This window comes from Rhodococcus sp. SBT000017 (genome assembly GCF_003688915.1).
GTDB lineage: Bacteria > Actinomycetota > Actinomycetes > Mycobacteriales > Mycobacteriaceae > Rhodococcoides.
The window spans coordinates 1,782,896-1,806,367 of the sequence record NZ_REFU01000001.1 but is presented as its reverse complement, the minus strand read 5'-3'; the positions used below and the strand labels follow the sequence as shown (position 1 = coordinate 1,806,367).

Below are 23,472 nucleotides of genomic sequence, written 5' to 3'. Positions count from 1 at the left end.
GTAGGCGCTGCGTGAGCCTCGCAGTCAGTCCCAGTCGATATCGATACTGTTCTCGACGTCGAGTTTTCGGCACAGTGACCGCAACCCGCTGTAATCCTGAACCAACGCGCGGCGGCTGACGTCCTGCTCGACGTCGGCGAGCATTTCTTCGGCGCCGCGGATGCCCTCGAGTTCGAGTATGCGTCCCCAGGTGGAGAAATCGCTGCTCGAGAACGCGTCCATGCCGTCGACGAGGCCGTCCAGGAACTTCTGCCGGTCGTCGGAGCCGAGTCGGTCGAAGACGATCGCAGCCATGTCGTCGGCGATCGATGCATGGCAGTACTCGTCGCGGTTGTGCAGTTTCACGGTTGCCCGGTTGATGGGCTGAATGACGTCGTCGTCCTCGATCAGGTCCAGATACGAGGTGATGGAGATCTCTGCGACCGTCATGAACGCGAGCGAGCTGATAGCTGCCGACCAGGGGTCGTCGCTGTTCGCCTGCGCCGCACGCTGCCTGCGCACGGTGGAGCTGAACGGCAATGAACGTTCCGACAGAGCCCAGCCGCGTCCGCGCCGAGTGGCTGCGCTCGCATTGAGGTGCATCAGGGTGTGGTACTGCTCGTCGACCATGGCCTGGGTCACCGCGACCGCGAGGGTGTCACCCATTCCGGTCTCGAACACGTCTTGCGCCAACAGCGCAAAACCGGGATGAACGACGTGCTGCTCGACGTCCATCACGTTCTTGTTGAACGCGATCCAACCCCACGCCCGAAGTCGATCCTGTTGCTCGGGAGTGGCACCGGTGAAGGTGTCGTGCTCACCGAAGGGGATCAGGGCGTCGGGGAAATCTTGCTTGGCGAGGTCGAACAAATCGTCCAGCTCGGGCTCGGGCTTCTTGACCGTCGCGCGCTGCGACCAGTTCTTCGCCAACCGTGCGACGACTGCGCTCTCGACGACATCATCGGAGTCGAATTCCGGCAACGACGGTTGCTCCAACATCGTGTGCCTCCGCTTCCGCACTCGTCCCACCGCGGCTATGGGCTACCACCGCTGCCTCGAACGATACCGAACATCTCCGCACACAATGCTCGATACCGATCGCCGTTCCCGCCCAGAGCGGCTTCGGCCTGCGCCAACAGGCGGGCGAAGTCGGCCTCGGAACCGGAGTCGACCGTCTCGCTCACCGTCTGCGTCGCTCGGTGTAGCGCAGCCCTGGCGTCGGCGGCGTGCGGATTGCCCGCCTGGACATCCCAGTAGACCTCGGGTTCGCCGCCGGTGATGCGAGCGAGCACGGCAAGCATCGTCGCGTGTGGGGGAGGCGCAACGGCGTCGATATCGACGAACGGAAGGTCCAGTTCGGCCAGAGCCATGCCGAACGCCAGGACGCTGGCGTGCGTCAGCGCCTGCGTCGCCGCGGCGAGGCGATCATGGCGTGCCGCGTCGAGATGGACCACTCGGCCGCCCCACCGCGTGATGCTGTCCAGGAAGGCATCCACCGGCGGGCCGGGTCGGTGCACGACGGCGGCGACCGGGCGTCCGGCCATCCCGAGGGACGGGGCGAACATGGGATTGATTCCCACCGCGGCACCTATCGGACGTGCGTCCTGCACATGGCGGGAGAAGCCGGACTTCACCGAGAGGGTTTCCACCAGCAGGGTGTCGGGGCGAATCGCGGACAGGTCGGCCCGCAGTGCCACGGATTCGGGGACCGCCAGAATCACCGTGGCGGCTTGTCTCAGCACCGACTCGACCGGAGCGTCTGGTTCGGTGATATCGCCGGCGATCGCCGCCGAACCCCCGGGCGCCGAGCCGCCGTGCACGTCCACGATGGTCACCGGCACGCGGTCCGCGAGCAGGAGGTCGACCATCAAGCGGCCGACCGCTCCCGAACCTCCGACCACCACTACCGAGTCACCGGACTCCGACCGCGTCACCGAGTTCATCGGTCGAGTATGTCAACGGGACGCCGCGGAGACCCAGATGGTGATGTCCGCGTGCACCACTTCGATGCCCGCGGTGTCTCGAATCGCGACGGGCACGACGATGTCGATGCCATCGGTGATCGTCCCGAAGTCGGGGACCTCGTCGAGTTCAGCGACCGCGCGCAGCGATGTGGTGGCCTTCGTCAGGTACCGAACTGTCATGGATTTGGGGATCCATCGGTGCGAAGTGGGGACGGTCGCCTCGGCGAGCATGCCCATGGCGACCTCGGCGAGGTTGCAGGCGGCGATGGCGTGGAAGGTGCCCAGGTGGTTCCGAATGCCGAACCACTTGGGCGCGGTGACCTCGCAGCGTCCCGGCTCGAGCGCGACGACGCGGGGCAGCACGGATGCGAAGTACGGAACCCGTAGGCACATGCCGACAGAGAAGAGGGTGGAGCCGACAGTGTTGTTCGGTAGCTTCGACCAGGCTCGATAGGTTGCGCCGGTGGTGTTCTGGACAGTGGTCATGGCGCTACCTTACTGCTCGGTAAGGTAGTGCGGTGGCAATCGATCGGGCCCGAGTTGATCTACTGCCCGGTCTGCGGCATACTGGTCGGGTTGCCTGGACACGGGACGCGCATGCGTGCGGCCTGAAACAGGTGAGTCGGCCGAAAGGCCGACTGAGCAAGAACATGAGACCAGCGCTCCACGTGAGCGCGTCCGGAACACCAGCTCGATCGGTGCGGGTTTCGTTCGATTCGGATGGTTGCGGCGAAAGTTTCAGCGCAGAAGAATGAGCGGAATCGCGACACGCCCGACCGCGTGGACCGGAGAACCATGACAGATGAAGAGCGGCAACGGAATCAGGCCACGCCTGGTCGTCAACGTTTTTCACTGTCGTGTGTGCACGAAGGCAGTTCGGGTCGATGGGTTTCCCACGGCTCGGGGACTGTGCAGACGAGGTGGAGCAGGCCGAACGGCCCGTTCTACGACCAAGCGGCAAGAAAAGGACACTAAGCGTGGCGGGACAAAAGATCCGCATCAGGCTCAAGGCCTACGACCATGAGGCGATCGACGCGTCAGCGCGCAAGATCGTCGAAACGGTCACCCGTACGGGTGCCCGCGTCGTCGGACCGGTGCCGTTGCCGACAGAAAAGAACGTGTACTGCGTCATCCGTTCGCCGCACAAGTACAAGGACTCGCGCGAACACTTCGAGATGCGTACTCACAAGCGGCTCATTGACATCCTCGACCCGACACCGAAGACGGTGGACGCGCTCATGCGCATCGACCTCCCGGCCAGTGTCGACGTCAACATCCAGTGAGCGCGGAGACAACGATGACTGATAACAAGAACCGGCCTGCGACAGGAATTCTGGGCACCAAGCTCGGAATGACCCAGGTCTTCGACGAGAACAACCGCGTCGTTCCGGTGACCGTGATCAAGGCAGGCCCCAACGTGGTCACCCAGATCCGCACCCAGGAACGTGACGGCTACAGCGCCGTCCAGGTCGCATTCGGTGCGATCGACCCGCGCAAGGTGAACAAGCCCACCACCGGCCAGTTCGAGAAGGCAGGTGTCACGCCGCGTCGCCACATCGTGGAGATTCGCGTAGCCGACGCCTCGCAGTTCGAGGTCGGCCAGGAGCTCACCGCTGCAGTGTTCGAGGACGGCGCATACGTCGACGTCACCGGCACCAGCAAGGGCAAGGGCTTCGCCGGAACCATGAAGCGTCACGGCTTCAAGGGTCAGGGCGCGAGCCACGGCGCACAGGCCGTGCACCGTCGTCCCGGATCCATCGGTGGTTGCGCAACACCCGGTCGCGTCTTCAAGGGAATGCGCATGTCCGGACGTATGGGTGGCGACCGCGTCACGACGCAGAACCTCTCGGTCCACAAGGTGGACAGCGAGAACGGTCTGCTGCTGATCAAGGGAGCGATCCCGGGCCGTCGCGGCAACGTCGTGATCGTCAAGTCTGCATTGAAGGGTGGTGCACGGGCATGACCAGCCTCGAGAAGAACACCGAGACCAAGCTGACGCTCGATGTCAAGGAAGCCGGCGGCAAGACCAACGGCACCGTCGATCTCCCCGCGGAGATCTTCGACGCTCCGGCCAACATCGCGCTGCTGCACCAGGTCGTCATCGCACAGCTGGCAGCTGCTCGTCAGGGAACCCACTCCACGAAGACTCGTGGCGAGGTTCGCGGCGGTGGCAAGAAGCCGTACCGGCAGAAGGGCACCGGCCGCGCTCGTCAGGGCTCGACCCGCGCTCCTCAGTTCGTCGGCGGTGGCACGGTCCACGGACCCCAGCCGCGCGACTACAGCCAGCGGACCCCCAAGAAGATGAAGGCCGCCGCATTGCGCGGAGCCCTCTCCGATCGGGCCCGCAGCGAGCGTCTGCACGTCATCACCGAACTGGTTGCCGGACAGGTTCCGTCCACCAAGGGTGCGAAGACGTTCCTCGCCGAGATCTCGGACCGCAAGAAGGTCCTGCTCGTCGTCGGCCGCGAGGACATCGCAGCCTGGAAGAGCGTTCAGAACCTGGACGGCGTGCACCCTATTGCACCCGACCAGCTCAACACCTACGACGTGCTCAACGCCGATGATGTCGTTTTCAGCGTGGAAGCGCTGAACACCTTCATCGCTGGGCCTGCAAAGAACGAGGAGGCAAGCAAGTGACCACGATCGCCGATCCCCGCGACATCTTGCTGGCACCGGTCATCTCCGAGAAGTCCTACGGACTGATCGAAGAAGGCACCTACACGTTCCTGGTGCACCCGGACTCGAACAAGACGCAGATCAAGATTGCCGTCGAGAAGATCTTCGACGTCACCGTGACCAGCGTCAACACGATGAACCGTCAGGGCAAGCGTAAGCGGACCCGGTTCGGTTACGGCAAGCGCAAGGACACCAAGCGCGCGCTCGTAACGCTCTCCGCCGACAGCAAGCCCATCGAGATCTTCGGAGGTCCGGTCGCGTAAGCGACTGGGACTCTTCGGATATAGAGGACGAGAAGACTCATGGCAATCCGTAAATACAAGCCGACAACCCCGGGCCGTCGTGGCTCCAGCGTTTCCGATTTCGCTGAGATCACGCGTTCGACCCCCGAGAAGTCGCTGATCCGCCCGCTGCACGGTCGCGGTGGACGTAACGCACACGGTCGTATCACCACCCGGCACAAGGGTGGCGGTCACAAGCGTGCGTACCGTCTCATCGATTTCCGTCGCAACGACAAGGACGGCGTGCCGGCCAAGGTCGCTCACATCGAGTACGACCCCAACCGCACCGCGAACATCGCACTGCTGCACTTCGCAGACGGCGAGAAGCGCTACATCGTCGCACCCAAGGGCATTGCCCAGGGCTCGCCGATCGAGCAGGGTGCCAACGCCGACATCAAGCCCGGCAACAACCTGCCCCTGCGCAACATCCCGACGGGTACGACCATCCACGCGGTCGAACTCCGTCCGGGTGGTGGCGCGAAGATGGCCCGCTCCGCCGGAGCGAGCATCCAGCTCCTCGGTAAGGAAGGCCCCTACGCCACGCTGCGTATGCCGTCCGGTGAAATCCGTCGCGTCGACGTGCGCTGCCGCGCAACCGTCGGCGAGGTCGGCAACGCCGAGCAGTCGAACATCAACTGGGGCAAGGCCGGCCGCATGCGATGGAAGGGCAAGCGCCCGACCGTTCGTGGTGTCGTGATGAACCCGGTCGACCACCCGCACGGTGGCGGCGAGGGCAAGACCTCCGGTGGACGCCACCCGGTCAGCCCCTGGGGACAGCCGGAAGGCCGTACCCGCAAGAACAAGGCGAGCGACAAGCTGATTGTCCGTCGTCGTCGTACCGGCAAGAACAAGCGCTAGGAGGGAGTTCAGAATGCCACGCAGCCTGAAGAAAGGCCCGTTCGTAGACGATCACCTCCTCGCGAAGGTTGACGTCCAGAACGACAAGGGAACCAAGCAGGTCATCAAGACCTGGTCCCGTCGATCGACAATCCTGCCCGACTTCATCGGTCACACTTTCGCCGTCCACGACGGTCGCAAGCACGTGCCGGTGTTCGTGTCCGACTCCATGGTCGGCCACAAGCTCGGGGAGTTCGCACCGACCCGCACGTTCAAGGGTCACATCAAGGACGACCGGAAGGCGAAGAGGCGATGACCAACTTCACCCCCACCGCCAATCCGACTGCCAAGGCCGTAGCGAAGCACGTTCGCGTCACGCCGATGAAGGCACGTCGCGTCGTGGATCTCGTTCGTGGGCGCTCCGTCGAGGACGCCCTGAACATCCTCAAGTTCGCGCCGCAGGCAGCGAGCGAGCCGGTCGCCAAGGTGATCGCCTCCGCAGCCGCCAACGCCGAGAACAACCTGGATCTCGATCCCAGCACGCTGATCGTCGCCACTGCATTCGTCGACGAGGGTGCAACCCTCAAGCGATTCCAGCCGCGCGCTCAGGGCCGGGCATTCCGGATCCGCAAGCGCACCAGCCACATCACGGTGATCGTCGAAAGCCTGCCCAAGACCGGCGGAACGTCTCGCAACCGTCGTAAGGGCCAGGCGTCCAAGGAAGGGGCTCAGTAGTGGGTCAGAAAATCAACCCGCACGGCTTCCGCTTGGGTATCACCACTGACTGGAAGTCGCGCTGGTACGCAGACAAGCAGTACTCGGAGTACGTCAAGGAAGACGTCGAGATCCGCAAGCTTCTTGCCACCGGCATGGAGCGCGCAGGCATCGCGAAGGTCGAGATCGAGCGCACCCGTGACCGTGTTCGCGTGGACATCCACACGGCACGTCCGGGCATCGTCATCGGTCGTCGTGGCGCCGAGGCCGACCGCATCCGCGGAGCTCTCGAGAAGCTGACCGGCAAGCAGGTTCAGCTCAACATCCTCGAGGTCAAGAACGCCGAGTCCGAGGCTCAGCTCGTGGCCCAGGGTGTTGCCGAGCAGCTCAGCAACCGCGTCGCATTCCGTCGCGCAATGCGCAAGGCCATCCAGTCGGCCATGCGTCAGCCGAACGTCAAGGGCATTCGTGTTCAGTGCTCCGGCCGTCTCGGTGGCGCCGAAATGTCTCGCTCGGAGTTCTACCGCGAGGGACGCGTTCCCCTGCACACGCTCCGTGCCGACATCGACTACGGGCTGTACGAGGCCAAGACCACCTTCGGCCGCATCGGCGTGAAGGTCTGGATCTACAAGGGCGACATCGTCGGCGGACGGCGTGAACTCGCTGCCGCTGCGGCTCCGGCCGCCGGTGCAGACCGTCCCCGTCGTGAGCGTCCCACTCGTCCGCGTCGCAGCGGTGCCTCGGGCACCACGGCGACCAGCACCGAGGCCGGCCGCGCGGCATCCGCAACCGAGGCTCCGACCTCGACCGAGCCCACTCAGGAGGGCTGACGCATGTTGATCCCCCGCCGGGTCAAGCACCGCAAGCAGCACCACCCGAAGCGTTCGGGTGCCGCCAAGGGCGGAACTCAGGTGACATTCGGTGACTACGGCATTCAGGCTCTCGAGCCCGCCTACATCACCAACCGTCAGATCGAGTCCGCACGTATCGCGATCACTCGCCACATCAAGCGTGGCGGCAAGGTCTGGATCAACATCTTCCCGGACCGCCCGCTCACCAAGAAGCCTGCCGAGACCCGCATGGGTTCCGGTAAGGGTTCGCCCGAGTGGTGGATCGCGAACGTCAAGCCGGGTCGTGTGCTCTTCGAGCTGTCGTACCCCGACGAGACCATCGCGCGTGAGGCACTGACTCGCGCCATCCACAAGCTGCCCATCAAGGCACGCATCATCACCAGGGAGGAGCAGTTCTGATGGCTACCGGAACCCCAGCCGCAGAGCTCCGCGAGCTCACCGGTGAAGAGCTGGTCACCAAGCTGCGTGAGTCGAAGGAAGAGCTGTTCAACCTTCGTTTCCAGATGGCTACCGGCCAGTTGGACAACAACCGTCGACTGCGCGTGGTGCGCCACGAGATCGCGCGTATCTACACGGTGCTCCGCGAACGTGAGCTCGGCTTGGCCTCTGGTCCTTCCGAGGACACAGCAGGTGACGCAGCATGAGCGAGGAAAAGACTGTGACTGAAGAGCGCAACAACCGTAAGGTTCGGATCGGCTACGTCGTATCCGACAAGATGGAGAAGACGATCGTGGTCGAGCTCGAGGACAGGGTCAAGCACCCCCTCTACAGCAAGATCATCCGTCGCACCACCAAGGTCAAGGCACATGACGAGAAGGGCGACGCCGGCGTAGGCGATCGCGTTCAGCTCATGGAGACCCGCCCGCTGTCCGCCACGAAGCACTGGCGACTGGTCGAGGTTCTCGAAAAGGCCAAGTAAGCATCTGATGCTCGAAAGACCCACCCCCGGCAACGAGGGTGGGTTTTTTGTGTTCGATGCCAGGTCTGGTTGGCTGTGAGCCGTGAACGAGTCGACAACCATGAAGCGTCCTCGACCGTCACTGGTGTCGGTGATCGTTCCGACGTTCGACGCGATCGCTACGATCGGACACCAGCTCGATGCGCTGGCCGCGCAGGACTACGACGGCGCATACGACGTCATCGTCAGTGACAACGGTTCGATCGACGGGTTGCGCGAATGGCTCGATGAGCGGGTGCGGGTGGACGGCCAGGTCGTGCACTACGTGGACGCTTCCGGTTCGGCTGGGGCATCTCACGCACGTAACGCGGGTGCGGCTCACAGCTCAGGCGAGTTCCTCGCATTCTGTGACGCGGACGATGTGGTGCGGTCCGCCTGGTTGCGCGAGCTGGTAGCGACTGCCTCGACGGCTGATCTCGTGAGCGGATCGCTCGACACCTCGGTGGTGAACTCGGTGGCCACGTACCGCCGACGTCCCCTGAGCCCATCTCTCCACGGTTTCGAGACCGACTTTCTGCCGTACGCACCGGGGTGCAACTTCGGGGTGTGGTCATCGGTGTTCAGGGCTGTTCGAGGCTTCGACGAAACTATTACCGATGGGGGAGAAGACCTCGATTTCTCGTGGCGGGTGCAGTTGGCCGGGTATCGGATGGCTCATGCAGGCGCAGCCATCGTCGACTACCGGCTCAGACCGACGGTTCGGGAGTTCTGGTCTCAGGTGCGCAGGTATGCCGTGGGCGACGTTCTGCTGTATTCGGCGTATCGCGAGTACGGGTTCACCGGACTGTCGAACACGGACTTTGCACAGCATGTCCTGCGACTGCTGGTCACGAATCCTGCAGTCCCGCACGCGCTTTCGAGGTCACCCCGCGGACAGTGGATCGGTGCCGCGGCGGTGGTCGTCGGTCATCTACAAGGCTCGATCCGCTACCGGACGCTGTTCCTGTGACGCGAGGTCATCGGCCCAACAAGCCGCCGAGCGCCCCGCCGACGCCGGCCTGCTCTCCGCCACCGGTGCCACCCACCAGACCACCAGGAGGTTGCTCCGAGGGCTGAACCACGACGAATCCATCGCCGGCGAACTCGAGGGTGAATCGTTCTCCGGTCGTGCGGCCGATGAGCGCACCCAGACCGAACGAATCGTTCTTCTTGACCCTGGTCTGCAAGGAGGACGACCATGCGACGGCCGCCTGCGGGTCGGCGAACGTCGGTTGATCGACGTTCAGCACCACCGGAATGCCTTCGGTGGTGATGGCAATGCGGCCACGGCCGGTGAACACGCAGTTGAAGAAGCCCGCGTTGCCGCCGGCCGCTGCACCCTGCACCCGTTTGATGTCGTAGCTCAGCGTGGATTCGAAGGCCAGGACGTTGGCGCCGTTGATGGTCAGACCGTCGGAGCCGTCCAGGTCGATGAGATGCACGTCCTGGGCGGCGTTGGCGAGGAAGAGATCCCCCTGGCCGGTGACCTTCATCAGCGGAACGCCCTCGCCGGACAACGCCTGTTTCAGAGCCCGGCCGATGCCTCCGGAGCCCTTGGCCTCGAACTGCAGATTGCCTTGATAGGCGACCATCGAACCGGCTCGAGCCATGATGTCGCCGTTCATCCCGATTCGGCACATCTTGCTGCCCTGCTTCTGGATACCCGAGCCGGGAACCTCGGCGTGGGCGGGCGCGAACAGTTCGCTTCTCATGGCCAGAACTCCTTGTCGAGCAGGTGAATTCACGGTGGAATTCGTGATGGGTGAGGACGGCTCGGCGGGCGCGGGTGGCTCGTCCGTTTCGACGCTGATGCCGAATGCGGTGGCCAACCCCGCCAGGCCATCTGCATAGCCCTGGCCGACGGCGCGGATTTTCCACTGATCGCCGCGCCGGTATACCTCGATGCACACGAGCGCAGACTCGTCACCGATGCCGTCTGCCGAGTACGAGACCTGAGGTGCCGACGCGTCGGACACGGCAACAGATACCGGTCCGGCTGCTGCGAACGTCGTCGGCCCGGTGCCATCGAGGGAAGCAGCGATGACGACGGTCTCGATGTCGGCTGGAATCGCCGACGGATCCACCCGAACGAGATGGCCGGACGACGCGCGTCGGTATTCGACGCCTGCACCCTCGGGCTTATTCCAGAAGACCATATCGGCGTCGGACCGCACGCGGCCGTTGGAGGCCAGCAGCAGAGCCGACACGTCGACGTGCGTCGAACTACTCAGTTCGACCGTCAGTGGACCAGTTGGTGCAGGGCAGTTCTCCCCGCGTGCGAGGACTTTCACAGGAACCAGTGTGCCAGGCACATCTGGTGTACGAGAATCTGCCGAGACGCCGGTGTCGCGTTTGAAGGTGTGCGTCAAGGGGTAGTACAGGAAGCCGAGCGGGTGATCCTTGGGCTCATTCACTTCTTGTCGAGAAAGGGTGCTCACTATGCAGTGGTGGGGTTGGGTCATTGTGGCCCTCGTGTTGATTGTGGCGATCGTCGGAGCAGTACTGCTGGTGCAGGCCCGGCGTCGGTCCGGAGGCGTGATCATCACCGCGCCGCGCAACGAAACGCCTACGAAAAAAGAACCATGAGCGAAAAATTGATGCGGTCGAGTGAGATCGCCAAAAGGCCCGTAGTCACCTTCGCAGGCGAGGACGTCGCGCAGGTCAAGGACATCGTGTACGCCCCGGATGGCGGGGCCGTAGCAGGCTTCACCCTCGCAGGCCGAGGCCTTTTCTCCGGCCCGAAGAAAGAGGTCATGCCGTGGCGATCGGTGGCTGCCCTCGGACCTGACGCGGTGATGATTCTCAGCGAGGACGCTCTGACCCCCGCCGATCAGATGTTCGCCGCAGCCGAGGACGACGGTGAGAATTTCGAGCCTGCGCCGGAGCGTCGTGGGGACATTCTGGGTTCTACTGTCCTGACGGATACGGGAACGGATCTGGGCACTGTCGTCGACGTGATCATCGAGGTGAGCGGACGGAACGGCGGGCAGTGCGACGTCGTCGGCTACGAGATCAAGTCCTCCGAGTCGATGAAGAACAAGGGAGCAACCGTGCTCATCCCGCTGCCGGACACACTTGCGGCCTCGGGCGAGCACCTCATGGTTCCGGCCAGTGCCACCGATTTCGTACGTGACGACCTCGCAGGTTTCGGCGCGGCCGTGGACGCCTTCCGAGCACAGCTGAAGGGAACTCGCTGATGTTGTTCTCAGAGTCCATCGGACGCAAGGTAGTGAGCACCTCCACCGCCGACACTGTCGGGGCCGTCGGGGAATTTCTTGTCGATCCGCGAAGTCGCACCGTAGCCGGTCTACAGATCAAGAAAAGCAAAACCGGTGATGCGCTTATGTGGTCCGGTATTTCCTCGTTCGGTTCGGACGCAGTGACAGTCGAGTCGGCGGACTCCATCGTCGATATCGGAACCGAGGACTCACTGTCCGAACTGCACGGCAAAGCCCACCGCGTGATCGGTAAACGCGCGCTCAGTACCGCTGGGGTCGATCTCGGCACGGTTGACGACGTGGAGTTCGATCCGGAGACAGGCGCTGTCACGTCGGTGATCGTGGACACCGTATCCATCGAGGGACGCACCCTCACCGGAGTCGGGTCGTATGCCGTCGTCCTCGATCATCGGGATCGCTGAATTCACACCTCACTGGTGTGCGTCCGGGTGTCGACGAGCATCGACTATTTTGAGATCGGGAATCCCCACGATCGCGTTGGTGGCTGACGCTATACCTATTCCAGCTTCGTCCAGACCGGCGAGAATGTCGCGGGTCATGAGGTCCTTGATCGCTCTGACGCCGCGGTGCGGCACGAGGAACCGTAGCGACAGTTCGACCCAGTTGTCGGTGATCCGCCAGTAGACCGACGGGTTCAACGATGTGGGTGCCAAGGCATAGCGCCTGCGCATGGACTCGAAAGCGCCGTTGGCGCTCGGGTCGTCCACCACCGCGTGGTCGCGTGCAGCACGGAGGAGGATCTGCTCCACCAACTGTCGGTCGTCGGTGTAGGCGATGGGCAGAACGATCTCTTCCCATAGATATGGGAATTCACGGGTGTAGTTGTAGACCGGATCGGTGAAGATGACACCGTTGGTGACGGTGACCAGGCGTCCGGTGTACTGGCGCGAGTTGACCCAGATTGCGGGATCGGAGTCCGACACAGCCGGCGGTTGGCCCATCTCCATGATCGTGGTCTTGAGAAAGCCGAGACGGACGACGTCACCGCGCACACCGCCCAGAGTGATCCTGTCGCCGATTCCGAAGGTGTCCCCTCGCAGGATCACGAAGTAGGCGGCCAGCGAGGTGATCACCTGCTGCAAAGCGAAAGCCAAACCTGCACTGATCAATCCGACGCCGGTGGTGATATCGGTATTCGGGGTCACCCAAATCGATACCAGGCCCAGCACGAGAACTACGGCGACGATCACCTGCAGGCCCTGGCGCGCCCAGAATCGCCGCGAATCACCGACCTCGCCCCCGAGGGATCGGCGCGTGAGTGCCAACACCAGCCGGCGCAGAGCGAGCACGATGGTGACGAAGACGGCGGTGACCACCAGCTTCACGCCGGTCGTGATGCTGACTCCCACGAGGGTGACCCCGAATAGTTCGACGGACTGTGCCGTATACATGACGCTCACGAACTACTCCGACTGCCGATCAGGCTGCAGGCATCCACGATACGGGTGCAATCGGCACCGAAGTCGAGACTCGGCGCATCGCATTCCTGGTATCGGTGTGGTGCGATGACCGGGACACGAGCGGCTGTCCTGCCCATCCGTCGGGTGGTCGTCACAGCTGAGCCAACGCGATGACTTCTTCCTCGGTGGGCGGACTCTTCGGATGGTAGGACAGGCACAGTGGAGTGGCGGTGCGTCGGAATTCTGCGCCCTCCACCGCCGCGTAGAACTGACCTGCAGGCAGGCGTCCGACGTCGGGAACCGAGCCACCCTTCACCCGCGCCATCTCCTTGGCGGCCTCGACCTGCGATGGACTGTTGAGCAGGCCGTAGAACTGAGTGGACGCATTGCCCGCGATGCGGTTGTGCAGGCCCTTCGGAGATTGCGTGGCGAACACCAGTCCCAGTCCGTACTTTCGCGCCTGCGACGCCAGGGCCAGGGTGCTGTGGGTTGCCGCAGTGCTCCGGTCGGAGGGTGCGAAATTCTGCGCCTCGTCCATGACGAACAAACCTCCGAGTGGCCGGTCGCCCGCCGGGTTCTTCTTGATCCAGGCGAACAGCCCCATCTGGAGTTGATTGACGAAGCTCTGCTTCTGCTCGTCGGTGGTCAGCCCCGCGAGGTTGATCACCGATACCCGGGCTTTCTTGCCCTCGGCCGGTGTCAGTAGGACAGCAGGGTCGACCGGCGTGCCCGCTCCTGCGAACATCGGATCGTTCGCGGCGGCGGCCTTGAGATTCTCGGCCAGTCCGGCAGCGATGCGCACCGCATCGCGCATCTCGCTCGCGTCCTCGGGGAATTCTTCCAACAGGTCGATGAAGTCCGACAGATCCCCGCCCCGCGAACGGCGACCGAACTGATCGAGGGCCGATTTCAGCACTGCCCGACCATGTTTGGCCTTCTGGGACGTGCCGAGGACACCCGCGGCCGGTTCGAGCGAGGCCAAGGCGGACTCGACCGAGGCCTCAAACTCGTCCGCGTCGCCCACGACACTGGCGAAGTCGGGTAGCGGCTGGAAGCTGAGCGGCCGACCGGCCGACTTACGCGGCGTCCACACCACGACGTCGGTGTCGCGTAGGTACGCCGCTGCCTTGGCCTCGTCACCCGGAGGCCACGTCCTCTCGTCCTCGGGCCACGCGGTGCCGAGCCGAGCCAGGTCGTTGTTGACGTCCAGCACGATCGCCGAAACACCCTGCAGGGCACACTCTTCCACCAGCCGGCGGATCAGAACCGTCTTGCCCGAGCCGGATCCCGCGAAGATCGCCGTGTGCTTGCGCAGCGCTTCGAGTGGAATGGCGACATCCGCACCGGTGCTCAGTTCGGCACCGACCACGATCGACGGCCGCCGCGACACCGCGGGCTGCGCGGCAACGCTGGGTGTCTCGGGTTCGATGAGCGCGGTGTCGTCGTCGACGACACTCACAGCGGGCAGCACCGCCCCGAAGAGTTCGACATCGTGTGCCGGCTTGCGTGCGAGCAACCAGGATGTGAGCGCGGGGGAGTTCTCGGCCAACAGGATCGACAATGCCGCCAGGGACCTGCGGTCCTCGTCGCCGAGGGGCACCACGATGCCGCCGGCGCGGCGCAGGGCCGCGATCGTCTGCTCGGTTTTCGCGCCGTTGGGCCACGGGTCGTTCCTGATCAGGATCAGCCGTCGCCTCGGCATGTCGATGCGCAGGCCCGCCGTCGTCACTGCCCGCTCGACCCGGGCCAACGCGGCGCGAGCGTTGCCGGACGTGACCGCACGGAAGCACCAGTGCTCCTCGTCGTCGGTATCGGTATCGACGGTGTGACGCAGGCGCGCGTGCAGCGCCGGCTTTCCGCTCGGCGGTGGGTCCTGAGCCAGGCTGTCGTCGGACGACTGATGTTCGTGAATCCACGCGGTCAATCCCGCCGACAGCAGTGCGGGAACGATCGAGTCCTCACTGTCGGGTGCCAACGGAACCGACACGTCCACCTGTTCGCACAGTCGCTTGTATCGATCGTCGAGCGCGTCGAGTTCGTTGACCCGTGCGGTGGGCAGGTCCGGCGCATCGGTTGGACCGGACCTGTCGGTGAAGCTCTCCAGCTCCGACGCGACGCCGGTGTCGAGGCAATGCCTGATGTGCCGATCGACGGCGATGAGAAGCTGGCGCGGAGTGAAATCCGGGGCCTGCTCGAACGCGTCGGGCGCGACCGGCCACGTGGGGTGCGGCGGGATGAACCCGGCTTCGAGGAAACACGCTGCCAGACGTCGTCCGAGAAGCAGCCGTCCGATGTCCGACGAGGGAATCGGCTTGAGAGACTGGGTGACTCGGAAGCGGTCACGCATCGGCGCGACGCCGCGCGCGGCGATCAGTTCCCAGGCGCTCGACAACGCGGAGAGCACGGAGGCAGTGCGGGGGAGCGTCTCGCGCAACGACATCAAGCCGTGTGCGAGCTGCTCGACGACCTTGTCTTCCTGCGCATCGGCGAACTCCTGATCCGATCCGGTACGAGACTGCGCCACGAGCGTGTCGATCTGGTCGATCGCGAGAATCGTCGGACCGGTGATGGCGAGCAGGCGCGAGATGTTCTCGGCGATGCCCTGATGGCCGAGCTCGGCCCGGCGAATGCCCCAGGCCGAGAACTCGTCGGGATCGACATCGTCGATCGACTGCAGGTACGCGTCACCCAGATCCTGAACGGCCGAATCGGGCGCGATGGACAGTACGAGCGCGCGCAGCGTGTGCTGCGACGTCCGTCGATGGCGGGGGTGAACCTTGTACACCGCAGTGACGAAATCGTTCAACGTGTCCGAGTCGATCATGTTCTCGCCCATGATCTTTGCACGCTGATCCTCGGGGATCTCGCCGATCTCGCACAGGCGTCGGAGCAACAGCCCGAGCTGGCTGTCCGATCCGCGTCCCGACGGACGCATCAGGTCGTCGAGCATCCCCATCAGCGTCGAGCGCCAGAATCCGGCAGCGTCGAGCAACCTGATCAGAAAGAAGTAGCCGCCCTTGAGCTGCACTTCTTCTCGTACCTGGCCGAGCAGATGCGTCTTGCCCGAACCGGCCGGGCCGCGCACGACGACCCCCAGCGGACTGGCGTCATCGGAGGCGTCCGCGTCGTCGTAGGCATTCATCACCTCGAGGAACACACGTTCGTGCATTCCCGGCACGTGCACGTTCGACTGCGAACGCCACACGTCGTCGGGGGTCGGTGCCCAGCTCAACCGCACCGATTCGAGAGCTCGGATCTGCTCGTTGTCCGTCATCGTCGACTCAACGCCCATCATGGTTCGATCGAGAGAAGGTGGTTCTGCTGATTTCCGACGACGACGGCCGCGGCGCGTTCCTCATCGGTCAGCGTCTTCTGATTTTCCTCGGGTATCAACGAGACGTCTGCCGCGCGACGCAGACGCGCAAGGGCGTCATCGAGATCGCTTCGAGGTATGTCGCGCAACTCGTTTCGCAGCCTGGAGAGCCGAACGGTGCTGCCGGGTTCGCGCGCGAGCCGGGCATAGGCCGCGCGAATCGAGCCTTCGATGTCGACCGTCGTCTCGGTCTTCTCGACGGGCGCAGGCTCATCTGTTCGCGGCGAGAACACATCCGCCGGGCGGCTGTCGGTGCGATCGAGCCACCGACGCAACCCCGCCAACACGGTGAACATGGCCTTACCGGCACCGGTCGATCGAGCCGGTGGTTCCCCACCGATGAGTTCGCCGCAGATCCGCCACCCCTTGTCGGTGAGTTCGAGTGTCATCGGAGTGACGTTCCGGTTCACGTCGATAAGACCGGACTTCTCCAGTTTGTCGCGGGGTGTCTTCTTGAGTTCGGGGCCCATCGTCTTGAGCTCGGAGTTCTTGACCGGACTCGCTTCGGCCATCAGGACGAGCAGCACTGCTATTTCGGTCCCGTTCAGGTCTTCGGTACTCATCGAGGATCCCCCTTCGATCGTCTTCTCGATACTGCCTCGCGGATGGTAGCGACCGCACGTTGCGGATCGTCGATCACCTGAGCGTTGGTGAAGCGCAACACCATGTAGCCGTGTGTCTGCAGCTGGTTGTCACGGACGCGGTCCTCGGCGAACCGGTCGACGGCCCGATGCTCGTTGCCGTCTATCTCCACCACGACCTTCTCGGTGCGCCACAGTACGTCGACAGTGAACGGACGGCTGAGCTCGCCGAGTCGGATCGAGCGGTTGTGCTCACGCCCGGTGGCCCAGTCGTGGGCGTCCAGCGCGCGACACAGGCGCTTCTCGGGTTCGCTTGCCGGGTGAGGGTGACCCGCGATCGGGGGATAGCTCAGCGGTCGGAATCGGTCGAGGACAGTGCTGACACCATCGGGTACTTCCGGCGCACGTACCGAGACCGACGGGAATCGGTCCATGTTCGAGGCCCCGTCGCCAGTCACCCACACGGCGGCCTCGGCGTGGGCGCACAACCATTCCGCCGCCGCTGCGACGACTCCGGCATCCATTCCGGCGGGCACGACCAACACGAGGGCAGCAGTGCTTCGATGCTGAGCCGAGGCAAGGACTCGGGCCGACCCTGCGGCTCGGGTCTCGACGGTGAATGCGGTTCGACGCGGCAACCGGCCCGCGACCGCGGCGTCTGCGAGTGACCCGACGTACGGGCCGAAGTGTGCGGTGTCGCCGGCGAGCCGCACAGCCGCGACGCGTGCAGCGCGCCGATCCAACGTCGACGAGCCTTCGTGGTGATCGAGTTCGGTGAGCAACAGCGGAATCGAGTCGACTGCCGCGTTCTCTAACTCCGCGACCACCGCATCGACGAGATCGACGGCACGACTCGCCGTCGTGGGATCGACCGCGAAGAACACGATCGAGGGCGAATCCGACGGCAGAGGATTCACGGACTCGGCGAGTTCGCGCTCGGTGGCACCGTGCAGTCGGACGACGCGATCCAGTGGCAGACTCGACCACCATCCGCCGTCGTCATCCGTCGACGTCATCGCCGCGCCTCGCTGATCCCAAGATGTCCCATCCCCGAAACCGTACCGAGAGTTCCGAGTTCGCAGGCGACGGCCGGTGCTGGAGCGAAAGCGATTTGGATCCCGGGGGTCGGTTCCCCTACACTTGACCGGTTGCCTGTGGCAGCGGTGTCCCTTCGTGTGCCCGCACCCAGCAGCCGACCGCGCGTGTCGGGACGGAAATCCGGCACGTACGTACATCCAGGTCAAGGAGAAGTTAGTGATTCAGCAGGAGTCGCGAGTACGCGTCGCTGATAACACGGGCGCGAAGGAAATCCTTTGCATCCGCGTTCTCGGTGGTTCGTCACGTCGCTACGCCGGAATCGGCGACATCATCGTAGCTACGGTGAAGGACGCCATTCCCGGTGGAAACATCAAGAAGGGTGAGGTCGTCAAGGCCGTCATCGTCCGCACCATCAAGGAGCGTCGCCGTCCGGATGGCTCGTACATCCGTTTCGACGAGAACGCTGCGGTGCTGATCAAGCCGGACAACGATCCCCGTGGAACTCGTATCTTCGGCCCGGTCGGCCGTGAGCTGCGTGAGAAGAAGTTCATGAAGATCGTCTCGCTCGCCCCGGAGGTGCTGTAAATGAAGGTGCACAAGGGCGACACCGTTCTCGTGATCGCAGGCAAGGACAAGGGTGCCAAGGGCAAGGTCATTCAGGCCTACCCCGCTGACTCCAAGGTTCTCGTCGAGGGTGTGAACCGCATCAAGAAGCACACCGCGGTCTCCGCCAACCAGCGCGGAGCATCCTCGGGTGGCATCGTCACCCAGGAAGCCCCGATCCACGTATCGAACGTCGCAGTGGTCGACTCGGACGGCAACCCCACTCGCGTGGGCTACCGGACCGACGAAGAAACCGGCAAGCGCGTTCGTGTTTCCCGGAAGAACGGGAAGGACATCTGAGATGACTACCACCGAAAACATCGCGGGCGAACAGCCCCGCCTCAAGGCGCGCTACCGCGCCGAGATCAAAGACGCCCTGAACACCGAATTTGCATACGAGAACGTCATGCAGATCCCCGGCATCGTCAAGGTCGTCGTCAACATGGGTGTCGGCGACGCCGCCCGTGACGCCAAGCTGATCAACGGTGCAGTTGCCGACCTCGCTGCCATCACCGGCCAGAAGCCGGAGATCCGCAAGGCACGCAAGTCCATCGCACAGTTCAAGCTGCGCGAAGGAATGCCCATCGGCGCACGCGTCACCCTCCGTGGCGACCGCATGTGGGAGTTCCTCGACCGTCTGGTCTCCATTGCCCTTCCCCGAATCAGGGACTTCCGCGGCCTCTCGGGCACGCAGTTCGACGGCAACGGAAACTACACGTTCGGCCTCAACGAGCAGTCGATGTTCCACGAGATCGACGTGGACAAGATCGACCGTCCGCGCGGCATGGACATCACCGTAGTAACCACCGCAACCAACAACGAAGAAGGCCGCGCGCTGCTCAAGCACCTCGGCTTCCCGTTCAAGGAGAACTGAGTCCATGGCGAAGAAGGCATTGGTCAACAAGGCCAACAAGAAGCCGAAGTTCGCGGTGCGTGCATACACTCGCTGCAACCGCTGCGGCCGTCCCCATTCCGTGTTCCGCAAGTTCGGCCTCTGCCGTATCTGCGTGCGCGAGATGGCACACGCCGGAGAGCTTCCCGGAGTTCGCAAGAGCTCCTGGTGATCTGAGGCCTCCGGGCTTCACCACACCACGCTGATGGGCGTGGGTTCCGAAAGGAACCCACGCCCATTTCGCGTTTGCTCACCTCTCCCATCTCATACCGACCACACGTCGTTTCGTAGATCGAGTGACCGAGTCAGATCCAGCGCAGCACGACGGCCGTCGTTGTCGACAAACAGAAGAAGGCCACGCTCGGACATCGACGACGCGAGAGCGTCGATGGGAACGGTTCGACATCCGGGTGGCATACCCGAGACTCCGAGCTCTCGATAGGTATCGGCGATCCCGACCACGTCCTCGACAGTGTCCATTCCCAGGATGGTCACGAAATGGCCTACGCTCCAATCGAATTCGGTCAGTTCCGCGGTGTGGACGTTCGCCAGCAGGCCGAATCGGAACTGTACGTCGGCAAGGCGGGCGAGTAGCAGGCGCAGACCCTCGGCACCGGGCCCCATGATCGGAACCACTGCGACGCGTCCTTCGGTCGCCGTCTCGATACCCGTCGCAAGACCTGCCGCTGTGGTCCCGGCCGTGTCGATCGATGCGGCCCTCGGAAGGGAATCCCACCCGTCGGTGAGCCTCGGCGTTCCGGGAGGGCGGGCCGAGTCGATCTCGCCCGGCCAGATCGCGGATCCCGATGCGATCGCGAGCGCAGTGACGTCCGGTGTGTCGCCGACGACGGCGGTCAGCGCTATCGATGCCGAGAACGGTCCGCAGAGCTGATCCGGTTGTGGCAGAGCGCTGTCGAGGGCCGAGACGATTGCGCCTACGCCGGGGAATTGTCGCAGCATGTCAGTAGATCCAGCGCAGCGATTCCAGCAGTTCGTCCTCGGTGTGGCTCTCCGCCCACGCGGCGTCGGCGTCCCGGCAGGCTACGAATGCGCCCAGAAGCTCCACGCCCAACACGTCTGCGACCAGCGTGGACGACAGTAGGTTCTCACGTTGTTGCGCATGCGTCGTCGCGAGTGGGGAGATACCGGCGGCGTCGCGACGGGCATCGTCCCAGCCGCCCACATCCTCCTGAACCGGTGGCGACAACTGCGCGTCATCCGCCACTCCCGACAGGCCGGCCGCGATCGTGACGGCAAGCGCCAGGTACGGATTGGCGGAAGCGTCGCACGCCTTCAATTCGACGTTGGTGTGATTCGGACCGAGTAGAGGGGTAGCGGGTACGAGCCGTACTGCAGCCTCCCGGTTCTCGACGCCCCAGAAACCGAAGGCACCGGCCCAGTAGCCGGGTCGACGTCGGAGCAAGGATCCCGAACTCGGTGCAGTAACGGCGGTGACTCCCGGCAGCTCTCGAACCAGGCCTGCGATGTACGACTGCCCGGTATCGGACAATCCATGGTCACCGTCTCCGGTCAGAGCGTTCCGGCCGTCGCGAACCAGCGACGTGTGCAGGTGCCATCCGTTCCCCGCATTGCTCGACGAGGGCAGGGGAGCGAAGCTTGCCCGCAGGCCGTGAGCTTTCGCCGCCGCGTGGATGGTTTGCCGCGCGAGAACTTGCGCATCGGCCGCAGCAAGTGGATCGAGTGGAGCGAGCGCGATCTCGAGCTGGGAACTGCCGTACTCGGCATGAATCTGACCGATGCTCACACCGTTCGCAGACAGGGCGTGCAGCAGCGATACGACGAAGTCGTCGACATCGCGTAGTGCGTTGGCGGAGTACGCAGGTCCGCGATGAGCGGACATGCCGTCCGATTCACGGGTCAGGGCGAACTCGATCTCGAATCCGGCCCGCACCTCGAAGCCGGCATCGGCAGCCAGTTGCACCTGGCGCTCGAGAACCGCGCGTTGATCGTAGGGCCAGGGCGAGCCGTCCGCCGAGAGCTGCCTGCCATGTATCCAGGCAAGCCCTGGTTGGTCGGAGAGCGCGACCACGCTCGACGCGCTGTCGATCACCGGAATCAACCGCACATCGCCCGACGGCGTCGACAATCCATCGTGGGCGAAGGTGATCCCGTCGTGCGAATCGAAAACCGCGAACACCGCGGTGACCCCTACTCCGCGACGTGCGACTGCGGTCAATTCTGCGGTCGGTACGGTGCGCGATCGGACAATGCCGTTGTTGTCGACCCACCCGATCGTCACCCCGGCGATGTTGCGGTCGCGCAGAGTGTGGGTGAGGTGGTCGATGTCGACTGCCTTCGAGTCCGTCATGGTCCGACGTTAGCGAAGAACTGGACGCCGGGGTGTCCGACTGGACCCGAGCCGTCGCACAATGGTAAGGCGATTTGGTCTTCGGGGGTGCGATGCCTACACTAGAGCGGTTGCCCGGGCTTCGTCGTGCCTGCACGCGAGTCCTTGCAATACAGAACGCAACCTCGAGTTCTCCGTACGTCAGCATCGAAATGCGGAAGCTCGAAACACCTGGCAGTGCAGCGATGCATTGCTTGGAGCGCAACCCCTGACCGGCAACAGTCGGTCAGGACATGTTCACTTCGTTGTAGGCCCACGATGTGACGAGCCAGGCCCGCCGGGTTTTCGAGAATCCAGGGGCACCAGCTCGCGCGTGCTGCATGGGAACCGCTGCGAGAAAGGTGCACAGGTCACACCATGACGATGACCGATCCAATTGCAGACTTCTTGACCCGTCTGCGCAACGCCAATTCGGCGTACCACGACGAGGTGAAGCTTCCCCACTCGAAGCTCAAGGCGAACATCGCCGAGATCCTCAAGCGCGAGGGCTACATCTCCGATTACCGCACGGAAGACGCCGAGGTGGGCAAGACCCTCATCGTCGATCTGAAGTACGGCCCGAGCCGTGAGCGCAGCCTCGCCGGCGTGCGACGCGTCTCCAAGCCCGGTCTCCGGGTATACGCAAAATCCACCAATCTGCCCAAGGTTCTCGGCGGCCTGGGCGTGGCGATCATCTCCACGTCCACAGGTCTGCTCACGGAGCGTCAGGCGGCCAAGCAGGGTGTGGGCGGAGAAGTCCTCGCCTACGTCTGGTAGGGGAGGCCACCACCATGTCACGTATTGGAAAATTGCCGGTACCAGTCCCCGCTGGAGTCGATATCACCATCGACGGCCAGAACGTTGCGGTCAAGGGCCCCAAGGGTGCCCTGAGCCTGACGGTCGCCGAGCCCATCCAGATCGCTCGCGCCGACGACGGCACCATCGCCGTCACGCGGCCCGATGACGAGCGCAAGAGCCGTGCACTGCACGGACTCTCGCGCACTCTCGTCGCGAACCTCATCACCGGTGTCACCAACGGTTACACCAACAAGATGGAGATTCACGGCGTCGGTTACCGCGTCGTACTCAAGGGCAAGGACCTCGAGTTCGCACTCGGTTACAGCCATCCCGTGCTGATCGAAGCACCCGAGGGCATCACGTTCACGGTCGAGTCGCCCACGCGATTCACCGTTGTCGGCATCGACAAGCAGAAGGTCGGTCAGATCTCTGCCAACATTCGTCGTCTGCGGCGTCCGGACCCGTACAAGGGCAAGGGCATCCGCTACGAGGGTGAAGTGATCCGCCGCAAGGTCGGAAAGACGGGTAAGTGATATGAGCCAGCAAACAGCAGACAAGGCGAACGTCGTCAAGCGCACTCCGCGTGGCACCGACGTCTCGACGAAGCGTCGCCTGTCGAAGGCACGTCGTCACTTCCGCCTTCGCAAGAAGATCTCCGGTACGCCCGAGCGTCCCCGCTTGGTCGTCAACCGGTCCTCGCGTCACATCCACGTGCAGTTGATCGACGATCTCGCCGGCCACACGCTGGCCAGCGCGTCGAGCATCGAAGCCGATGTGCGCGCCCTCGAGGGCGACAAGAAGGCCGTCAGCGCGAAGGTCGGCGAGCTCATCGCCAGCCGCGCGAAGGCAGCCGGCGTCGAGGCAGTCGTGTTCGACCGCGGCGGCAACAACTACAGCGGCCGCATCGCGGCACTCGCAGACGCAGCCCGTGAAGGCGGGTTGACGTTCTGATGATGACAATG

Annotated in this window: 31 protein-coding genes; 21 read left to right on the top strand and 10 right to left on the bottom strand. The window is 64.0% G+C overall.

Annotated features, from left to right (window positions below):
- Positions 1–24: 24 nt before the first annotated feature.
- The 3 genes from AYK61_RS08280 to AYK61_RS08270 are packed head-to-tail and all read right to left on the bottom strand — an operon-like array spanning position 25 to position 2,429.
- On the bottom strand, positions 25–978 hold the full coding sequence (locus AYK61_RS08280; RefSeq protein WP_121872566.1) for a diiron oxygenase: 954 nt from the start codon (positions 976–978) through the stop codon (positions 25–27).
- Positions 979–1,013: 35 nt separating this feature from the next.
- Positions 1,014–1,922 (bottom strand): prephenate dehydrogenase dimerization domain-containing protein, encoded by a 909-nt coding sequence (locus AYK61_RS08275; protein WP_121870444.1) that lies wholly within the window; start codon positions 1,920–1,922, stop codon positions 1,014–1,016.
- A gap of 12 nt (positions 1,923–1,934) precedes the next feature.
- Positions 1,935–2,429, bottom strand: coding sequence for a hotdog fold domain-containing protein (locus AYK61_RS08270; RefSeq protein WP_121870443.1), 495 nt, complete (start codon positions 2,427–2,429; stop codon positions 1,935–1,937).
- 491 nt (positions 2,430–2,920) lie between these two features.
- Between AYK61_RS08270 and rpsJ the strand changes: the two genes are divergently transcribed.
- From rpsJ to AYK61_RS08210, 12 genes are all read left to right on the top strand, one after another.
- Positions 2,921–3,226 (top strand): 30S ribosomal protein S10, encoded by a 306-nt coding sequence (gene rpsJ, locus AYK61_RS08265; RefSeq protein ID WP_003938093.1) that lies wholly within the window; start codon positions 2,921–2,923, stop codon positions 3,224–3,226.
- Positions 3,227–3,240: 14 nt separating this feature from the next.
- Positions 3,241–3,906 (top strand): 50S ribosomal protein L3, encoded by a 666-nt coding sequence (gene rplC / locus AYK61_RS08260; protein WP_027496309.1) that lies wholly within the window; start codon positions 3,241–3,243, stop codon positions 3,904–3,906.
- On the top strand, positions 3,903–4,580 hold the full coding sequence (rplD, locus tag AYK61_RS08255) for a 50S ribosomal protein L4 (protein WP_008718317.1): 678 nt from the start codon (positions 3,903–3,905) through the stop codon (positions 4,578–4,580). The genes rplC and rplD overlap by 4 nt, the downstream gene beginning before the upstream one ends.
- On the top strand, positions 4,577–4,882 hold the full coding sequence (gene rplW / locus AYK61_RS08250; RefSeq protein ID WP_027496310.1) for a 50S ribosomal protein L23: 306 nt from the start codon (positions 4,577–4,579) through the stop codon (positions 4,880–4,882). The genes rplD and rplW overlap by 4 nt, the downstream gene beginning before the upstream one ends.
- Positions 4,883–4,921: 39 nt before the next feature.
- On the top strand, positions 4,922–5,758 hold the full coding sequence (rplB, locus tag AYK61_RS08245; protein ID WP_008718311.1) for a 50S ribosomal protein L2: 837 nt from the start codon (positions 4,922–4,924) through the stop codon (positions 5,756–5,758).
- Positions 5,759–5,771: 13 nt separating this feature from the next.
- On the top strand, positions 5,772–6,053 hold the full coding sequence (gene rpsS / locus AYK61_RS08240) for a 30S ribosomal protein S19 (RefSeq protein ID WP_008718309.1): 282 nt from the start codon (positions 5,772–5,774) through the stop codon (positions 6,051–6,053).
- The gene (rplV, locus tag AYK61_RS08235) at positions 6,050–6,472 is read left to right on the top strand and encodes a 50S ribosomal protein L22 (protein WP_037188319.1); all 423 of its coding nucleotides are present in this window, start codon (positions 6,050–6,052) and stop codon (positions 6,470–6,472) included. The genes rpsS and rplV overlap by 4 nt, the downstream gene beginning before the upstream one ends.
- Positions 6,472–7,281, top strand: a complete 810-nt coding sequence (rpsC, locus tag AYK61_RS08230; protein WP_121870442.1) for a 30S ribosomal protein S3 — start codon at positions 6,472–6,474, stop codon at positions 7,279–7,281. The genes rplV and rpsC overlap by 1 nt, the downstream gene beginning before the upstream one ends.
- Positions 7,282–7,284: 3 nt before the next feature.
- Positions 7,285–7,701, top strand: coding sequence for a 50S ribosomal protein L16 (gene rplP, locus AYK61_RS08225; RefSeq protein WP_027496313.1), 417 nt, complete (start codon positions 7,285–7,287; stop codon positions 7,699–7,701).
- Entirely contained in the window at positions 7,701–7,946 is a 246-nt protein-coding gene (gene rpmC, locus AYK61_RS08220) for a 50S ribosomal protein L29 (RefSeq protein ID WP_032376634.1), read from the top strand. The genes rplP and rpmC overlap by 1 nt, the downstream gene beginning before the upstream one ends.
- A complete protein-coding gene (gene rpsQ, locus AYK61_RS08215) occupies positions 7,943–8,221 on the top strand; it encodes a 30S ribosomal protein S17 (RefSeq protein ID WP_032397542.1) in 279 nt (92 codons plus the stop codon). The genes rpmC and rpsQ overlap by 4 nt, the downstream gene beginning before the upstream one ends.
- Before the next feature lie 100 nt (positions 8,222–8,321).
- Positions 8,322–9,209 (top strand): glycosyltransferase family 2 protein, encoded by an 888-nt coding sequence (locus AYK61_RS08210; protein ID WP_147458299.1) that lies wholly within the window; start codon positions 8,322–8,324, stop codon positions 9,207–9,209.
- Positions 9,210–9,216: 7 nt separating this feature from the next.
- Here AYK61_RS08210 and AYK61_RS08205 read toward each other — a convergent pair whose 3' ends face one another.
- Positions 9,217–10,530, bottom strand: a complete 1,314-nt coding sequence (locus AYK61_RS08205; protein ID WP_121872565.1) for an AIM24 family protein — start codon at positions 10,528–10,530, stop codon at positions 9,217–9,219.
- Between the two features lie 291 nt (positions 10,531–10,821).
- Here AYK61_RS08205 and AYK61_RS08200 point away from each other — a divergent pair, with 291 nt between their 5' ends.
- Both AYK61_RS08200 and AYK61_RS08195 read left to right on the top strand, forming a co-directional pair.
- A complete protein-coding gene (locus AYK61_RS08200) occupies positions 10,822–11,436 on the top strand; it encodes a PRC-barrel domain-containing protein (RefSeq protein ID WP_121870440.1) in 615 nt (204 codons plus the stop codon).
- A complete protein-coding gene (locus tag AYK61_RS08195) occupies positions 11,436–11,879 on the top strand; it encodes a PRC-barrel domain-containing protein (RefSeq protein WP_121870439.1) in 444 nt (147 codons plus the stop codon). Before AYK61_RS08200 ends, AYK61_RS08195 begins: the two co-directional genes overlap by 1 nt.
- Before the next feature lie 9 nt (positions 11,880–11,888).
- Here AYK61_RS08195 and AYK61_RS08190 read toward each other — a convergent pair whose 3' ends face one another.
- The 4 genes from AYK61_RS08190 to AYK61_RS08175 all read right to left on the bottom strand — a co-directional run bounded on the left by AYK61_RS08190 (position 11,889) and on the right by AYK61_RS08175 (position 17,848).
- Positions 11,889–12,869, bottom strand: a complete 981-nt coding sequence (locus AYK61_RS08190; protein ID WP_259468172.1) for a mechanosensitive ion channel family protein — start codon at positions 12,867–12,869, stop codon at positions 11,889–11,891.
- Between the two features lie 160 nt (positions 12,870–13,029).
- The gene (locus AYK61_RS08185; RefSeq protein ID WP_121872564.1) at positions 13,030–16,152 is read right to left on the bottom strand and encodes an ATP-binding protein; all 3,123 of its coding nucleotides are present in this window, start codon (positions 16,150–16,152) and stop codon (positions 13,030–13,032) included.
- Positions 16,153–16,169: 17 nt separating this feature from the next.
- Complete coding sequence (locus AYK61_RS08180) at positions 16,170–16,814, bottom strand: hypothetical protein (protein WP_121870437.1); 645 nt, start codon at positions 16,812–16,814, stop codon at positions 16,170–16,172.
- Complete coding sequence (locus tag AYK61_RS08175; protein ID WP_121870436.1) at positions 16,811–17,848, bottom strand: endonuclease domain-containing protein; 1,038 nt, start codon at positions 17,846–17,848, stop codon at positions 16,811–16,813. The genes AYK61_RS08180 and AYK61_RS08175 overlap by 4 nt, the downstream gene beginning before the upstream one ends.
- A 238-nt stretch (positions 17,849–18,086) precedes the next feature.
- Between AYK61_RS08175 and rplN the strand changes: the two genes are divergently transcribed.
- The 4 genes from rplN to AYK61_RS08155 are packed head-to-tail and all read left to right on the top strand — an operon-like array spanning position 18,087 to position 19,537.
- Positions 18,087–18,455, top strand: a complete 369-nt coding sequence (rplN, locus tag AYK61_RS08170; RefSeq protein ID WP_032397538.1) for a 50S ribosomal protein L14 — start codon at positions 18,087–18,089, stop codon at positions 18,453–18,455.
- On the top strand, positions 18,456–18,773 hold the full coding sequence (gene rplX / locus AYK61_RS08165; RefSeq protein WP_032397537.1) for a 50S ribosomal protein L24: 318 nt from the start codon (positions 18,456–18,458) through the stop codon (positions 18,771–18,773).
- A gap of 1 nt (position 18,774) precedes the next feature.
- The gene (gene rplE, locus AYK61_RS08160) at positions 18,775–19,347 is read left to right on the top strand and encodes a 50S ribosomal protein L5 (RefSeq protein ID WP_008718275.1); all 573 of its coding nucleotides are present in this window, start codon (positions 18,775–18,777) and stop codon (positions 19,345–19,347) included.
- 4 nt (positions 19,348–19,351) lie between these two features.
- On the top strand, positions 19,352–19,537 hold the full coding sequence (locus AYK61_RS08155) for a type Z 30S ribosomal protein S14 (protein ID WP_008718273.1): 186 nt from the start codon (positions 19,352–19,354) through the stop codon (positions 19,535–19,537).
- Between the two features lie 92 nt (positions 19,538–19,629).
- On the opposite strand, the gene AYK61_RS08150 is transcribed toward AYK61_RS08155, so the two are convergent.
- Complete coding sequence (locus tag AYK61_RS08150; protein ID WP_121870435.1) at positions 19,630–20,325, bottom strand: DUF6885 family protein; 696 nt, start codon at positions 20,323–20,325, stop codon at positions 19,630–19,632.
- Between the two features lies 1 nt (position 20,326).
- Positions 20,327–21,694: a glutamine synthetase family protein gene (locus AYK61_RS08145; RefSeq protein ID WP_121870434.1), complete on the bottom strand. Its 1,368-nt coding sequence runs from the start codon at positions 21,692–21,694 to the stop codon at positions 20,327–20,329.
- A gap of 396 nt (positions 21,695–22,090) precedes the next feature.
- Between AYK61_RS08145 and rpsH the strand changes: the two genes are divergently transcribed.
- The 3 genes from rpsH to rplR are packed head-to-tail and all read left to right on the top strand — an operon-like array spanning position 22,091 to position 23,461.
- Positions 22,091–22,489, top strand: a complete 399-nt coding sequence (rpsH, locus tag AYK61_RS08140) for a 30S ribosomal protein S8 (RefSeq protein ID WP_008718266.1) — start codon at positions 22,091–22,093, stop codon at positions 22,487–22,489.
- 14 nt (positions 22,490–22,503) lie between these two features.
- Positions 22,504–23,043 carry a 50S ribosomal protein L6 gene (gene rplF / locus AYK61_RS08135; RefSeq protein WP_032397535.1) on the top strand — a complete coding sequence of 180 codons (540 nt, stop codon included), beginning with the start codon at positions 22,504–22,506 and terminating at the stop codon, positions 23,041–23,043.
- Position 23,044: 1 nt separating this feature from the next.
- The gene (gene rplR, locus AYK61_RS08130) at positions 23,045–23,461 is read left to right on the top strand and encodes a 50S ribosomal protein L18 (RefSeq protein ID WP_032365631.1); all 417 of its coding nucleotides are present in this window, start codon (positions 23,045–23,047) and stop codon (positions 23,459–23,461) included.
- Positions 23,462–23,472: the final 11 nt, after the last annotated feature.

Excerpts from the sequence above, each read along its gene's own strand:
- rpsQ (WP_032397542.1), top strand. The coding sequence starts at position 7,943 with ATGAGCGAGGAAAAGACTGTGACTGAAGAGCGCAACAACCGTAAGGTT.
- AYK61_RS08195 (WP_121870439.1), top strand. The coding sequence starts at position 11,436 with ATGTTGTTCTCAGAGTCCATCGGACGCAAGGTAGTGAGCACCTCCACC.
- AYK61_RS08210 (WP_147458299.1), top strand. The coding sequence starts at position 8,322 with ATGAAGCGTCCTCGACCGTCACTGGTGTCGGTGATCGTTCCGACGTTC.
- AYK61_RS08275 (WP_121870444.1), bottom strand. The coding sequence starts at position 1,922 with ATGAACTCGGTGACGCGGTCGGAGTCCGGTGACTCGGTAGTGGTGGTC.
- rpsH (WP_008718266.1), top strand. The coding sequence starts at position 22,091 with ATGACGATGACCGATCCAATTGCAGACTTCTTGACCCGTCTGCGCAAC.
- AYK61_RS08190 (WP_259468172.1), bottom strand. The coding sequence starts at position 12,869 with ATGTATACGGCACAGTCCGTCGAACTATTCGGGGTCACCCTCGTGGGA.
- rplD (WP_008718317.1), top strand. The coding sequence starts at position 3,903 with ATGACCAGCCTCGAGAAGAACACCGAGACCAAGCTGACGCTCGATGTC.
- AYK61_RS08270 (WP_121870443.1), bottom strand. The coding sequence starts at position 2,429 with ATGACCACTGTCCAGAACACCACCGGCGCAACCTATCGAGCCTGGTCG.
- AYK61_RS08175 (WP_121870436.1), bottom strand. The coding sequence starts at position 17,848 with ATGACGTCGACGGATGACGACGGCGGATGGTGGTCGAGTCTGCCACTG.
- rplC (WP_027496309.1), top strand. The coding sequence starts at position 3,241 with ATGACTGATAACAAGAACCGGCCTGCGACAGGAATTCTGGGCACCAAG.
- AYK61_RS08280 (WP_121872566.1), bottom strand. The coding sequence starts at position 978 with ATGTTGGAGCAACCGTCGTTGCCGGAATTCGACTCCGATGATGTCGTC.
- AYK61_RS08155 (WP_008718273.1), top strand. The coding sequence starts at position 19,352 with ATGGCGAAGAAGGCATTGGTCAACAAGGCCAACAAGAAGCCGAAGTTC.
- rplV (WP_037188319.1), top strand. The coding sequence starts at position 6,050 with ATGACCAACTTCACCCCCACCGCCAATCCGACTGCCAAGGCCGTAGCG.
- AYK61_RS08150 (WP_121870435.1), bottom strand. The coding sequence starts at position 20,325 with ATGCTGCGACAATTCCCCGGCGTAGGCGCAATCGTCTCGGCCCTCGAC.
- rplX (WP_032397537.1), top strand. The coding sequence starts at position 18,456 with ATGAAGGTGCACAAGGGCGACACCGTTCTCGTGATCGCAGGCAAGGAC.
- rplF (WP_032397535.1), top strand. The coding sequence starts at position 22,504 with ATGTCACGTATTGGAAAATTGCCGGTACCAGTCCCCGCTGGAGTCGAT.
- rplE (WP_008718275.1), top strand. The coding sequence starts at position 18,775 with ATGACTACCACCGAAAACATCGCGGGCGAACAGCCCCGCCTCAAGGCG.
- AYK61_RS08145 (WP_121870434.1), bottom strand. The coding sequence starts at position 21,694 with ATGACGGACTCGAAGGCAGTCGACATCGACCACCTCACCCACACTCTG.
- rplR (WP_032365631.1), top strand. The coding sequence starts at position 23,045 with ATGAGCCAGCAAACAGCAGACAAGGCGAACGTCGTCAAGCGCACTCCG.
- rpsS (WP_008718309.1), top strand. The coding sequence starts at position 5,772 with ATGCCACGCAGCCTGAAGAAAGGCCCGTTCGTAGACGATCACCTCCTC.
- rplB (WP_008718311.1), top strand. The coding sequence starts at position 4,922 with ATGGCAATCCGTAAATACAAGCCGACAACCCCGGGCCGTCGTGGCTCC.
- rplP (WP_027496313.1), top strand. The coding sequence starts at position 7,285 with ATGTTGATCCCCCGCCGGGTCAAGCACCGCAAGCAGCACCACCCGAAG.
- AYK61_RS08185 (WP_121872564.1), bottom strand. The coding sequence starts at position 16,152 with ATGACGGACAACGAGCAGATCCGAGCTCTCGAATCGGTGCGGTTGAGC.
- AYK61_RS08180 (WP_121870437.1), bottom strand. The coding sequence starts at position 16,814 with ATGAGTACCGAAGACCTGAACGGGACCGAAATAGCAGTGCTGCTCGTC.
- AYK61_RS08200 (WP_121870440.1), top strand. The coding sequence starts at position 10,822 with ATGAGCGAAAAATTGATGCGGTCGAGTGAGATCGCCAAAAGGCCCGTA.
- rpmC (WP_032376634.1), top strand. The coding sequence starts at position 7,701 with ATGGCTACCGGAACCCCAGCCGCAGAGCTCCGCGAGCTCACCGGTGAA.